Origin of the sequence: Pseudoalteromonas rubra (assembly GCF_005887095.1) — a bacterium.
Lineage (GTDB): Bacteria > Pseudomonadota > Gammaproteobacteria > Enterobacterales > Alteromonadaceae > Pseudoalteromonas > Pseudoalteromonas rubra_E.
The window spans coordinates 51654-66951 of record NZ_PNCI01000003.1; the positions used below are offsets into that span (position 1 = coordinate 51654).

The following is a 15298-nucleotide window of genomic DNA, read 5'->3' on the forward strand; positions in this document are numbered from 1 at the left end:
ACTTACAAGTCCATCTCCGTCATGGATTGATCATCAAATGCCACGCTGATATCACGACCGCTGACAATGTTACTAAGGCGCGCAACGCCATCAGGTGCAGCCGGTGCGCCTGAACTGACCAGGTCTTCAATCCGCACAGCAAGTTGCACAACACTGGGGTTATCAAAGATGTCGCCGACCGTGGCCCTGATAGCAAAGTGTTGATTCAGCCTTGATATCAATTGCATAGCCAACACTGAGTTACCGCCACATTCGAAGAAATTGTGATGGGTTCCCAGTTGCTCTGAATTTAATAACTCGTGATAAATGGCCAGGAGCTTCCCTTCTACCGGGTTGGCAGGTTCGCACAACTCTGTCTGTGCCTGGTGATTGTTATCCGGCACCACCAGCACATTGCGATCAAGCTTGCCATTGGCTGTTGTTGGCCACTCTCCAAGCCAGCACAGGTATTCAGGTAACATATAAGCTGGCAGCTGATTTGCCAGAGCGCTTCGCAATGTGCTGATAGTCCAGTGCTGCGCCAGTTCGCCCTGCTCAATGCAGTAGGCGCACAATGCGGTTTGATTCTGGCCAGTTGTTTTGATGAATACCCGAACATCTGCACCTCCCAGCACGTTGCGTAGCTGCGCTTCAATTTCACCCAGCTCAATCCGGTGGCCATGCAGCTTCACCTGATGGTCAAGTCGACCATCAAGTTCAAAGCGGCCATCGGCCAGCCTGCGTGCCCGATCCCCAGTGCGATATAGTCGTTCAGTGTGGTGTTCATCAAACTGGTGGACAACAAAACGGGCTTGTGTGAGCTCAGGTCTTGCCAGATAGCCATTAGCCAGGCCAGCTCCCCCGATCCACAGCTCTCCCCAAACACCCACCGGCTGCACCGCAGCATTGTATGTTGCATTTTCGGGCAGCACATACAGGCTGGTATTGGCTACCGGCTGGCCTATGGTAATGTCTTCAGGGTGGAAGATTTGCCCGGTTGCTGACCAGATAGTGGTTTCAGTAGGCCCGTACATATTCCACAGCGCTTTTGCCTGACTGAGTAACTGAGCAGCAAGTACCGAACTTAAAGGTTCTCCTCCACTCCACACAGTTAAGCCCGCCGCAAAATTGGGACATGTCGACAACAATAATTGCCATAAGGTCGGGGTAGCCTGCATCACAGTAACCGGGTGTTGCTCAATCAGATCAGCCAGCGCATTCGGATCACTACAGGCCTGCTCGCTGGCCAGCAATACAGTGCCGCCAACCATAAGTGGACCAAACAGCTCCAGCAAGGCTATGTCAAAGGCGATGGTGGTGACACTCAGCAAACAGTCTGACTGATCTAACCCGGGCTGGCGGGCCATTGTGTGTAACAGGTTTGCCAGCGCACCGTGGCTTATCTCTACCCCTTTTGGCTTCCCTGTGGAGCCCGAGGTATAAATCACATACGCACGCTGCTGTGGCGTAATTACCTGAGCATCAAAGTCACTGGCGCACTGTGCAATCTCAGCTTGACTGACATCTAAATCAACAATGTCTATGTCCGTATGCGCAATGGCAAGGGCAGCCTCACTCATTGCATCACACAGCAAACAACTTGCCTGACTGTCGCTCAGCATCTCTTTTAATCTGGCCTGAGGGAAAGCCAGATCCAGCGGCAGGAAGGCTGCACCGGTTTTCAATACAGCTAATAAGGCAACCAGCAGCTCAGTGCGCCGCGGCAACGCAATGGCCACCAGAGAATCGGCACCAACTCCTCTGCCAGATAAATAGTTTGCCAGTTGATTAACGTGCTCTTGCAGTTGCTCATAGCACAGTGCTTGTTCTGCGCAGATGAGTGCGGTGTTTTGTGGCAGCTGAGTCGCCCGTGCCGACAATGCTTCCAACAGCAGTGGCTGTCCGAGCGTCTCTGAAATAGGTGTGACTAGCTGCGCATGCATCTGGCTATCCAGCAGACTCACCTTGTCGCAGTCCTGCCTGGCTTGCAGGTCCACAAATAAGCGCACCAGCAACTGGGCGTAATGCGCCATCATATCGTTGTCATAGCGCGCACTCAGATACTCCAGCTCCAGAGTCCACTGGCCATTGATACACAATAAGTTGCAGCTTAATTCATACTGACCATACCGGGTGTCCGTTGTACAATTCGATACCGTCAGTCCGTCAAATTCGGGAAGCTTTTGCACTTTATCCAGATTGAACAAAGTCTCTGGCAAGGACACGGCCTCATGGGTCAGCTCGCTGTATGGCAGGTGCTGATGCTCAAAGGCTTCAAGCAGGCTGTTTTGCAGTTGCTTAACCAAGGCAGCAACAGTAAGGGGACCCGAGAAATCAGCCACCACAGGTAAAATGTTGGTGCAGTAGCCCGGTAAATGCTGATCAAGACAGTCCGGATCATACGCATCACTGAGTAACTGACGATCAGACACTGGAATACCTACTGCAATATGTTGCTGGCCCGTCAACTTATGTAACCAGAGCGCATAAATTGCCAGTAAGGTCGCAAACTGACCACAGCCCTGAGCTTTGCTCAGCGCCGCTATATTCGGCAGCTCGCCAAGCTCCAATACCTGCTTTTCAACCGTAAAACTTTCCTGTTTGCCTGCTCCCGGACGGGTTGGCAACGCCAGCGCCTCGCACTGTGCCAGTCGCTCAAGCCAGTAGCTTTTATCCTGCTGATATCGAGTGCTGCTGAGGTACTTTGCCACGCCTTCAACATAGTTACTGAAATGAACGGTGGCTGGCGCAGTTAAGTCACCGCCAATACAAGTATAATTTTCCGCGATACGACTCATCATTTGTTGCAGACTGAGTCCGTCATACAAAACATGGTGCGCCGTAATACTAAGCACATGTGCCTGCGGGCCGTCTTGCAGCAAATCAAAGCGACAAAGTGGCTCACTACCAAACTCAAACGTACGGTAGCGCACATCGGCTAACCTGGCCTGCAATGACTGTTCTGTATTTGCATGTTCAATCAAGGAAACAGCCGACGCTTCAAGTCGAACATGAGACAGGGTGTCCGGGTCAACCGAATAACTTAGCAATGAATAGTCGGTTTGCAGCTGGGCAACAGCCTGCGCTAGACGTGCCTTGTCTAACTGACCGCTGAGACGTAACACGCCCTGCACATGATAGGCTTGCGCACCTTGTTCTGACTTTAAAGCCAGCGCCAGCAATTGCTGCTGCGCGCCCGTTAACGGGAATTGCACAGGCTGCGTATCCGCAGGATCCGGCTTGCCAAAATAGCCTGCAGCTTTCAAGGCAAGTGCGCTGTCTTTAACGGTCTGGATAATGGTGTTCACATCCGCATCCGTATGGGCCGCCGACAAAAAGCAATTCCGCCCTTCCCAAATGAACACGCCACGGTTGAGCATTTCATAGAAAAACACGTCCAGGTTCTGACTAAAACGGAAGCGGAACAAAGACGTAAAGTACTCGATTTGTATCGGAATATTCTGCGCCGTAAAAAAGGTATTAAGGGTATTGGCAAGATAGTCGGTCTTGCGACTGATTGCTTCCTGAAGCTGGGCCCCGTGTTGTTTTATCTCACTCAGTACCGCCTTGGCACTGGCCATGACCAGTGGGTGTTTGCAAAATGTGCCGGCAAAGAAAGTGGTATCGGCCTGCGGGTAAGACGCATCGCCATATTGCCAATGGCCACCATCAATGCCATCCAGATAATCGTGACTACCGGCAACCACCCCAATCGGCAGCCCTCCACCGACAATCTTGCCATAGGTAGCCATGTCTGCCTGGATCCCCAACATCGCTTGCACCCCACCTGGATGCGCTCTGAATCCGGTGATCATCTCGTCAAAGATAAGTGCAATGCCCAGCTCTGTCGTCAGTGCCCTTAATGCATGCAAAAATGCCCAGGGCTGATGGGCCGGATGACGGCTCTGTACGGGTTCAACCAATATTGCGGCAATGTCATCTGCCTGTGCTCTGATGGCATCCAGCGCAGCGTCAGCGCCATATTCCAGCACCAGATTATCACTAATTGCCCCAGTCCTGACCCCGCCGCACATAGGCTCTACCGAGTCACCACCGGGCACATTCTGTGCAAGCGTACCGTCATAATGGCCATGATAAGCCCCTTCAAACTGGACGATTTTGTTGCGACGGGTTTTATTGCGCGCCAGGCGCACGGCTGTCATCACCGCCTCAGTGCCTGAGTTACAGAAGGTAACTCGCTCAAGCCCGGTCAGCTCGCTTACCAGCTCGGCCACCTCGCAGGCCTGCGGACTTGCCAGCCCCAGTTGCAGGCCATCATCAATTTGTTGTGCCAGCGCCCGGGTAACAAACGCGGGCTTATGGCCAAACAGGTTGACCCCAAAGTCCATGGTAATATCAATATATTCATTACCATCAATATCCCAGATGCGGCTACCTTCACAACGTTTTCCAAATACAGGATAAAGTAGCTCCTTACTGGACAGACGGAACCCGGCCGACGCTCGACAGTCCGCCAGGTGCGCCCGATGTTCAGACACCAGGGTTTTTGATAAGGGCGTTTTAGTACAATAACTGTGTGTGAGTGAGGCCAGATGCCGCTGCACAGTTCTGCTGCTTGCAGCCGACGTTATCTGCTTCTGACCAAAGCCTGGAAGTATTCTGGCAGCACTGCCTGGTTGCGCGCTTTGAGACGAGGCTGGAGCGTGCGCCTTAATGGTCTGCTCTGCAGATAGTGTGGCAAGACGAGTGGTCGGGTTGGAAATAGCAAGGTTGTTCTGATGACCCCGTAACATCTCGAGTTGGCGGGCAGCAACGGCTTCAACGCTTTGCGCGGCAGTCGTATTAGACACAGACGCGGCGGCCTGCAGCTGCTCCCGGCAAATGTTTGCAACAAGCTCTGAAGAGACATTCAGCGCACCCTGTTCAACTGCCGCGGGACTTGCCACATCGCTATTTGGCTGAGGAAGCTCAGTGGTGACTACCACTGGCGCTGTCGCTGTCGCTTCGCACTGATAATCACTGTGTTCTATGATATATGCTACCAGTAACTCTACCGTACTAAGCTCTTCATAGAACTGGCGCACACTGAACTCCAGGCCAAACTCCCGCTCGTAGGTCCGTACCGCATTCATGATCATCAGTGAATCGACCCCCATCTCCAGCAAAGGGAGGTGAGTCTGTATATCACTGACGGGCATAGACAATAATCGTGACAGGGTATTGAGCACAAAAGCCCGGATATCGTCATCTCGTGAGGTGACTGCAGCCCCTCCAACAGACGCTTCAAGGTCGGCGTTTTGTGCAGCGCTGCGCTGTGACGGGATATCCAGGATCCAGTAAGGGCTGCGATCGAACGGATATAAAGGTAAGGGGACTCTTGGCTGGGTGTTGTCACCATAGTGATGAGTCCAGTCTAGCTCTGTACCCAGTTCAAACAAACGTCCCTTAACTGCCAGTAAACGCGGTAAATCGGCGCCTTTATTGTGTAATACATGCAAAAACTCGCACTGCTGTGCAGGGCGATTTTCCTGCAATAAACCGCACAGCACAGGTTTAGGGCCCAGCTCAAGGGCAATATAAGCCTCTGATTGAGACAAGTGAGCGATACATGCAGCAAATTGCACCGGGGCACAGATCTGCTCAACCCAGTAGCTGGGGTCACACACCCTCAGCGCTTCTTGTTTGCCAGTCACAGAAGAGACAAAAGCAATAGCAGGCTGGCTATACCTGACCTGTGCCGCCACTTGCGCAAATTCACTGAGCATCGGCTGCATCAGTGGTGAATGAAATGCCCGTGCAGTATTAATGTCTTTGTGACGCATGTTTTGCGCTTGCAGCGCCTTGCACAGGGTGTCCATTGCGGTGTTGTGGCCCGAAAACACCACGCCCGACTCACCATGATAAGCCGATACCGATATCTGACCGTCAATGCCAGCCACCAGCGCATCGGCCTGCTCACGGTCGCACCGCGCAGTCACCATACGGCCGTTGTCCGCAAGTGCATTCATCAGCCGACCACGCGCTGAGATAAGCTTTATCGCATCGGCAAGTGAAAAAATCCCCGCAATACAGGCTGCCGCATATTCTCCAACACTGTGACTCACTAATTGATCTGGTTGCAAGCCGGTGCTTTGCCACAATTTCGCCTGAGCATACTCAACGGCAAATAAGCAGACCTGCGTCCACTGGGTCTGGGCCAGGTATTCCTCATTGGGATCCTGATACAAAACAGTAATAAGCCTTGGCCCTAAAGTGTCCGCCAACAGGCGGTCACATTCATCAATGGCGTCACGAAACACAGGTTGCGTGTCGTACAGAGACTTACCCATATCTGGGTATTGCGCTCCCTGCCCGGTGAAAAGGAATATCAGCTCACGCCCTGGTGCCGACATTTGCCTTGCCAGTTCCGGGAGGTCTTGCACTGCTGTCAGTGCGGCTACCAGTGCTTCGCGACTCTCGCCCACAAAGGCATGACGCGCTTCTTTGTAATGGGGCTTTCTCGCAGTCTGGTGCACCAATGTATCGAACTCATTTGGGGTGGCTGCACTTAAAACATCCGCATAGCGGTGTGCAAGCTGAGTCAGGGAGTTGGCTGATTTTGCGGATAGTGGCAGCACGTATCCCGCATATTGCGATGCATCTTTATCGGCTTGTGCAACATATTCTGGCCGTTGCGCACAAATAACATGGGCATTGGTGCCACCAAATCCAAACGAACTCACCGCTGCCAGTCTGGGCTTGTTCTCCTGCGAAGGCCATGTCTGAGACTGGGTGACAACCTCAACCGGCAGTTTTTGCCATGGAATATGCGCATTCAGCTGCTCAGTATGTAATTGTGCAGGTAGCTGCGCTTTCTCAAGACACAACAGCGTTTTGATCAACCCCGCCAGACCTGCACCAGACTCCAGGTGGCCAATATTGGCCTTAGCAGAGCCCAGTAACAGGGGCTGGTTTGGCGCACGTCCTCCGCCATACACCTTGGCCAATGCCGATACTTCGATAGGATCGCCCAGCTCTGTGCCTGTACCGTGGGTTTCAATGTACTGGATATCCTCCGGAGCCACCGCCGCACGATGCAATGCTGATTTAATAACGCGCTGCTGCGATACACCATTGGGGGCGGTAATACCGTTGCTCCGACCATCCTGATTTACCGCACTGCCCTTGAGTACCCCGTAAATGGGATCTTTATCGGCCATTGCCTGTGCCAGAGGTTTTAATAAAACACACCCCACACCTTCGCTACGTACATAACCATCAGCAGCGCGAGAAAACGTTTTGCAACGACCATCTTCTGCCAGCATCTGCGCATTGTCACAAGCATCGGTGACCTCATTACTGAGGATCAGGTTGACGCCACATACCAGGGCCATGGGCATATCACCAACACGGAGCCCATTCAGAGCATGGTGCAAAGCAACTAAGGAAGATGAACAGGCTGTATCTACCGAAAGACTCGGGCCTGTGAAGTTATAGGTATAAGACAAGCGATTGGCAGCAATACTCAGCGCCGTTCCAGTGCCAAGATAGGGATTACCCTGCTGCGCTTGGTTTGACATATTGAAGTAGTCATTCTGAGAAATGCCCACATATACACCAACGGGCTGACCGGCCAATTCAGCAGGCATCATTCCGGCCGTCTGAATGGCATGGTAGCTGGTTTCAAGCAACAAACGATGCTGAGGGTCTATGTAATTGGCCTCTGCCGGTGAAATACCAAATAGTCCGGCATCAAACTGCTCAATGTCACTCAGGTAACCACCCAACCGGGTCTTGCTCAGTGCCGGGCATAAAGCCTGCCGCACGGCATCTGGTACACTGATGGCATCGCGCTTTTCTGTTAACAACTGCCAGTACCCATCAAGGTCTGCAGCCTGCGGGTAGCGACACGCCATACCAATTACAGCAACATCGGTATCACCTTCACTCTCGCCAGTCGAAGCACCACCTTGCGTATTGCTTTCTGAACTCTCTGAGTGCGCTGAATTGTACTCAGACGTAGTGTGACTATCACAACTCAGGCGCTCACGTATCGATTCGAATTGACTTAAATGATGAGCCAGCTGAGCAATCGACGGATACTCATACAGTACCGTTGCTTCGAGCTCTATGTCATGTAGCTCCATCAGCTCGCCGGAAATCCGCACTGCCTTCATAGAGTCTACACCCAAAGATAAAAAGGTGGCGTCAATATCCAGGCTACCGGGTTGACGGTCGACTTCCAGTCCTACGACTTCCTGCAAAACTTTACGTAACGCAGCTTCGACGCCCGAATAATCAGTTACTTTGCTGTTATCTTGTGCCTCCTTTGGTTGCACTTGCGGCGCACGCGACCGCGCCAGTACATCGAAAGTATCGGCAAGATAGTGACGTTTATTTTCCTGTCGTTGAATTTTGCCGCTGGAGGTCTTCAGGATCCGCCCGGGCTTGATCAACACCACCTCATACGGGGTAATACCATGTTGCTCAGTGATCGCAGCCGTAATCGCTGCAAAGATCTCCTGCTCGTTCAGTTTGCGCACAGCGGTACGCTTAACCTGCTGCACAATCACCAGACGTTCCTCTCCTTGCTCTGATAAACAAGAAAACGCGGCGCCCCCGTTGTTGTCCATAGCGCCGTGGGCTTCTACCACAGTCAGCTCAATATCCTGGGGGTAGTAGTTTTTACCGCGGAAAATCATCACATCTTTAGCGCGCCCGGTTACATAGAGTTCGTCCTGGTAGACGAACCCCAAATCACCCGTTCGCAAATAGGGCCCGTCATTGTCATCAGCAATACGCGCCTGAAAAATCTCCTTAGTAAGCTCGTCCTTGCGCCAGTAGCCCTGTGCAACGCTTGCACCTTTCACCCAAATTTCACCGGTATGGCCGTCTTCACAGCGTTGTTTTGTATTCAGGTCAACGATGGCCAATGTGTGGCCATGCCAGGTACCGCCGCATGACACCGCATAATAGGGTTGATTGTCTGTCTGAGTCGCTTCGGCTATATCAAGATCGTAAAACGTAGCACGGCTTGCGGACTGCGTATTTAACAACGACGCTTTGCCCTGATGCATGTCTTTACTATCAAGCGTAAGGACCGCTGGCGTAGTCAACAAACGCCCCCCGGTTGCAAACAAGGTGGTTTCAGCCATGCCGTAGCAGGGTGCCGTAGCCTCACGACGAAAGCCGCAACGTTTGAACTTCTGGTAAAAGCGTTCAAGGGTACTGGCCCGAACCGGCTCGGCACCATTGAGTGCGCTTTGCCAATGCGATAAGTCTAAGTTTGCCAGTTCTTCTTCTTTGATTGTGTCTACACACAGGTCATAGGCAAAATTGGGGGCACTGGAGGTAACGGCTTTGGTCTCACTCAGCAGCTTCAGCCAGCGCAGTGGTTTTTGTAAGAACGATGTCGGGTTCATTAGCGCGGCTGGTGCACCTATGTATATAGGGTGCAAAATACCGAAGATCAGTCCCATATCATGAAAATGTGGGAGCCAGCTTACAATGGGCGTCTGCGCACTGTGGCCGAAGGCTAGCTTCATCATTTCTTCGTTATCCATGATGTTGCCATGACTGACCATTACCCCCTTGGGACTCCCCGTCGAGCCAGAGGTATACTGCAAAAAAGCCAGGTCTTGTGGCGCAATCTGGATATCCTGCCAGGCCATGGGCTCGACCAGCTCAACCCCCTCACCATCGGTGGCAATGATAGACACATTGCTCAGACTTTCCTCGGCTTCAAATAGCGGCTGTGCAATTTCATAGATCTTGCTGCTGGTCAGTGCCCCCGTTGCACCAGCGTCTTCAATAATGCTTCTCAGGCGGTCGGTATTTTGGTTCTTTTTTGGCGGGTATGCTGGTACGGCCACAATGCCAGCGTACAGACAGGCAAAAAACGCTTCTACAAATTCAAACCCTGAGTTGTACAAGAGCAAAGCTCTGTCACCTTTTTCAAAGTAAGTCAGCAAGCGTGCCGCGATCCGTCTGGAATGTAGGTCGAGCTCTGCGTAGCTCAGGGAAACTGCCGGTTGATTGTCTTCGAAGAAATACTGATATGCAATGTCATCGCCACGTGTCCGGGCCAATGTCACTAATGTAGCCACTAAGTCGTTATTCATGCCATACCCATACAAGGTTTATTGAGTAAGTTCCTTTGATCAGAACATCTGACTCAATGACCCTGAGCAGGCAATACAACGCCGTGCCGCTATCGAGGCTGAGTACAGTTGTCCGATCCGTAAAATTGGAAAAAACCAATTAATTACATAAACACAATGACAAAGTATGACCTGTCTGATCACACCTAACCGCGAATGCGCAGTACAGGATCATTGTGGTTTTAAAGGTTAACTAACCGCTTAAAACCGCAAGCTATGCTAATCAACTACACCTTTTTGCCTGAAGGGCATAGAACTTTGATTATTCATGAAAACAATCTAACTCTATTGTATTCAATCAGGCTAAAATATTCTGATAGTGTTAATCTAGCGGGACGACAACTGAACTAAAAATACCATTCCCTAATGTTGTTTTTATCTTCTGCTGAGCCGTTTAAAAAATCGGCTTTCAGGTTCCTATTTAATGATTTACCTTTTGATGCTATCACAACGCACTAAAAAATAAAGCAAAATCAACCACAAATTTAACAAATATGTAACCATAATATTACCCATACACTGAGTTTAAGCAGCTGCAGTGCCAGAACTCATATGGCGTTGAACCGCATAAAAATAGCGATAAGCAACCGTTCAGGGCATACGCCAAATGCTAACTCAGCAATTGACTGGGGTAAATTACAACGGCTTACGTACCGATTTAACCACCTAAACCTAGCTTGAACACTTTGGCCTAACCAAGCTGTCAGTGACACAAGCTGCTATTTTTCATGAAGTTTAGTCGCTCATTTGAAAAACGCACAGATATCTTGGGCACAGTGTATGACAATCGTTACATTCTAACTGAAAGTCGATAAAAGATGGCCGCAGCAAATTGCTGACTTTGTTGGTGCTGAATTTGCGCCGGATCAAATTATGACAGGTACAAATCACTATACTCATGGCAAACACCTATCAGGGAGAAGCAAATGAAAGCCGCACTCGTCCATGCCTTTAAACAACCGTTAGAGATCCAAACTGTCCCAAAACCCACTTTGACACCCGGCTCAGTACTGGTTGAAATTGCTGCATGTGGGGTTTGTCACACCGATCTGCATGCCTGCCACGGAGACTGGCCAGTCAAACCAAAACTCCCTCTGATCCCAGGCCACGAAGGGGTTGGTACCGTAGTAGCAAAAGCAGACGATGTGACCCATCTTGAGCTTGGAGACCGCGTCGGTGTGCCCTGGTTACACAGCGCCTGTGGTCACTGTGAGCATTGTCTTAAAGGGGACGAAAACCTTTGCCCTCAGCAACAAAACAGTGGTTACTCTGTTGATGGGGGTTATGCGCAATTTACCAAAGCTGACGCTAATTATGTTGTTAAAATCCCCGATAATGTGCCTTTTGTCGAAGCTGCGCCCCTCTTTTGTGCCGGTGTCACTACCTATAAAGCACTCAAAGTGTCTGGTGCAAAACCTGGCGACTGGGTGTCCATTGTTGGCGCTGGCGGCTTGGGCCATCTGGCCATTCAGTACGCGAAAGCCATGGGCCTGAATGTGGTAGCGGTAGACTGCGGTGAAGAGAAGCTTTCACTGGCACACACTTTAGGTGCAGACTTGGTTATCGACTATACCAAAGAAGATCCCGCTGAAGCCATACAAACTCAGCTCGGTGGTGTTCAGGCTGTGGTCTGTACCGCAGTTTCTAAATCCGCCTTTACCTCGTCTTTTCACAGTGTTAAACGTGGCGGTGTCTGCGTGCTTGTTGGCCTGCCTCCAGAGGATATGCCAATTCCCATTTTTGAGACTGTACTCAAAGGGGTCAGTGTTGTAGGTAGCATTGTGGGCACACGCCAGGATCTGATCGAGTGTTTGCAATTTGCTGCGCAAGGAAAAGTTAAAGCCATTATTGAGACTCAACCGCTTGAAGCCATTAACGATGTATTTGATCAAATGCTAAATAGCGAAATCAATGGCCGAATAGTCCTGACGCTGGACAAATAGCCGCCAAATAAAAAAGGCGCAACTCAGGGCGTTGCGCCAAACCTCATAGGAAAGAAGTGAGGAAGGGAATTAATCTACGGTGGTTATCACGGTATCAATCAGATGAACCACTCCGTTTGCGGTATAAATATCAACCTGGGTGATGTTGCTACCCTCGACCTGCAACCCTGAGGTAGGTAGACTTACTTGCCACCATTTTCCACCAACCCCTTGTCCCATTGCATCCCCCGCATTTACGTCTTGAGCATACATATACAGAGGACGACCCAGATAAGCGGCTTGCATGCTGCCATCTACTCTTGCGATCAGCGACAAGCCCGGAATATTAGCTATCTGCGCTTGCGTTGCAATCACAGGTGGCCAGTTGGTAGCGCATGCATCAACACACTGGCTATTTGCGAACGTCAGGTCGTCATCAAATACGTACAGCGTTTTGCCAGCCATCGCTGCGCCATTACCAGAGACCAATCTTTGATTCATCGCGTCATAGGCAACCATATCAGTGTCTGTGTTGGCGGTTGAGACAAAGTCAACAACCTTGAGGTCCAGCATATTGGTCGCCAGCGTTTCTACCTGCTTACCATTGAGGCTGAAAGCCAAAGACGAAGAGGCTTCCAGTGTCAGCACATGCTGAGTCAACACCTGATTAAGCCCAGCTGGGTTAGCCAGCAGCGCATTTAAATCGGCCGCGGGAATCTTCTGGAATGCGCGGTTAGTTGGCGCAAAGACGGTAAATTGCTTAGTGGTATCTGACAGAGCGTCGACCAGATTGGCAGTCTGCAGTGCAGTCACCAGTGTCGATAAATCATCGGTCTCCATCGCTACATCGACGATGGTTTTATCTGTCGCCATTTTATCCATTGGCGGCATAACCACTTTATCGAGCACATGAATAACACCGTTGTCGGCTTTGACGTTGGCAGTGCGGATCACAGCATCGTCGATAAACAACATGCTATCTACAATACTCAGCGCACTCTTGTCAGCATTCGCCATTGCAACCATGTTGTCTGCAGAAGAGGCAATACCAGCGGCAGTGTCTGACATGACACTCTGCCCTGCAACGACGTGATACAGAAGAATATCTTTGAGTTTATCTGTATCCGCTGCCAGTGCATCGAGTGTAGCTTGGCCAAGTGCTGCAAACGCAGCGTCAGTGGGCGCGAAAACGGTGAATTTGATAGTCGGGTCGCCCAGTGTTGCGTCCAGGCCCGTTGCTGTCACCAGACTCAGTAAGGTATTGAAGGAACCTGCACCTGCAGCTACCTCAGGAATGAGGCCCAGCGATTCCGGCACACTGATATCGCCAACAACCACCGCATCGAGTACGTGGATCACACCGTTTGAGGCCGGTATATCAGTTTGCGTTACCGTTACACCTGCAAACTTCAGCATGTCTGTGGCAGCATCAATTGCCACACTTTGCTGGTTTTGTTCCAGGGTTGTCGCGTTTTTACCGTTGAGCGACATGGCTGTCACCGAGTCGACTTTACCCGCCACAATATGCTGTTTGAGTATACTGCCCAACACTTCAGGGTTTGCCAGCAGGGTATTGATGGTTTTGGTACCCAACGCCGCAAACGCAGCATCAGTAGGCGCGAACACAGTCAGATCATCACTACCGGTTAAGGCACTGGTCAAGCCGGCTGTTTCGACAGCCTTCAGCAGAGTTGTAAAATTACCAGCCTGAGTCGCCACCTGTGCAATGTTGGCTGTTGAGGTTGCATCACTGGGGGGCATTAGCACAGCATCGATGACATGGATCACACCGTTGTCAGTCATGATATCTGTTTGTGTCACCGTCGCCGTATTTATGAGCAGGTTGTCGCCCGACAGAGACAAGGCAAGCTTTGCGCCGTTCACTGTTTCTGTCGTTTGTCCGGCTAAGGTAAGCGCCGTCTCGGCTTTAACTTCAGACGCCAGTACATGGTAAGTTAAAATCTTGCTCAACGTGTCGGGGTCAGCCAGTAAATCATTAATGGCCGACTCCCCTAACGCAGCGAATGCCGCATCGGTTGGGGCAAACACAGTGAAGCTGCTGTCTGTATTGTCCAACGTTGCTGTCAGGCCAGCAGCGTCAATGGCCGCTACCAGAGTGTTAAAGCTGCCGGCAGCTTTTGCAGCGTCATAAACAGAGTTTTCTTCTGGTGGTGTTATCACGACGTCGTTATCATCGTCGGAACAGGCCGAGAGCAAGGCCAGGGTACTGATCAACATTATTTTTATTAGGACTTTCACGATTTTCTCCATCAAGGTGGTCAACATTCGAGCAATACGCACCCTTGTGAAACAAAGATCAAGAAAATTTAAAAATCTTTAAACAAACTACAAACAAAATGGCTTAAAACACTTGTACAACATGGCCTGTGTGGCGATTAAATAGTTCGACAACATTTAAAGAAAGGGAGCTGGGCGTCCAGGAATAGTACAAGTGTCTGCGACTTATAGATCAATGAATAGGGACAGAGCGCAACGTTAAACGCGCTTTTGTGACACCAGAAAGATCAACACCGGACCTCACGCATCGAATACAAATTGCATAACTCAGTATGGCATGAAACAGCGTCTGATTTTGGGAAAGGTTTATATGAGTAAAAACAAAGCGTAATGACAACTGCACTACGCTTTGCTAAACCGTGTTACTTCAATTTCGCGGCGATACCAGCTACGTGTTGACCCTGAAATTTCGCCAACGCAAGCTCTTTGTCTGATGGCTGGCGGCTGCCATCTGCACCCGCAATACAGGCAGCACCGAGTGGCGATCCGCCTCTGACTTCAGAAATATCTGTCAGCTCAGCTGCGGCATAGGGTAAACCCACCACCACCATACCATGATGGAACAGGGTCGTATGAAAAGACTGTATGGTGGTTTCGTTACCGCCACCCGTACCGGTAGAGGTAAACACACTACCGACTTTACCAATCAGCTTACCGGCTGCCCACAAGCCACCCGTTTGATCCAAGAAATTGCGCATTTGCGATGCCATATTGCCAAAGCGTGTTGGTGTGCCGAAAATAATGGCATCATAGTTTTCCAGCTCTGCCGGCGAAGCAATCTCAGCAGCCTGATCCAGCTTAACCCCTGCATTTCTAGCCACCTCTTCCGGCATTAACTCAGCAACACGTTTAATTGTCACTTGTACGCCTTCAACTGAACCTGCACCTTCAGCAACGGCTTGTGCCATAGTTTCAATGTGGCCATAGCTTGAATAATATAAAACCAGTACTTTCGTCATTTTCGTTTCTCCGTGAGTTGCTGCAGCGTGTCCCAGCAAC

4 protein-coding genes are annotated in these 15298 nt (G+C 50.7%); 1 reads left to right on the forward strand and 3 read right to left on the reverse strand.

All coding sequences use genetic code 11. The features are described from left to right. Nucleotides 1-2: 2 nt before the first annotated feature. Nucleotides 3-10040 carry a non-ribosomal peptide synthetase/type I polyketide synthase gene (locus CWB99_RS01690; protein ID WP_138550904.1) on the reverse strand — a complete coding sequence of 3346 codons (10038 nt, stop codon included), beginning with the start codon at nucleotides 10038-10040 and terminating at the stop codon, nucleotides 3-5. A gap of 965 nt (nucleotides 10041-11005) precedes the next feature. Between CWB99_RS01690 and adhP the strand changes: the two genes are divergently transcribed. Beyond that, nucleotides 11006-12022, forward strand: coding sequence for an alcohol dehydrogenase AdhP (gene adhP, locus CWB99_RS01695; protein ID WP_138550903.1), 1017 nt, complete (start codon nucleotides 11006-11008; stop codon nucleotides 12020-12022). Between the two features lie 69 nt (nucleotides 12023-12091). Here adhP and CWB99_RS01700 read toward each other — a convergent pair whose 3' ends face one another. Further along, nucleotides 12092-14272 carry a fasciclin domain-containing protein gene (locus CWB99_RS01700; RefSeq protein ID WP_138550926.1) on the reverse strand — a complete coding sequence of 727 codons (2181 nt, stop codon included), beginning with the start codon at nucleotides 14270-14272 and terminating at the stop codon, nucleotides 12092-12094. Between the two features lie 389 nt (nucleotides 14273-14661). Further along, on the reverse strand, nucleotides 14662-15258 hold the full coding sequence (gene wrbA / locus CWB99_RS01705; protein ID WP_138550902.1) for an NAD(P)H:quinone oxidoreductase: 597 nt from the start codon (nucleotides 15256-15258) through the stop codon (nucleotides 14662-14664). Nucleotides 15259-15298: the final 40 nt, after the last annotated feature.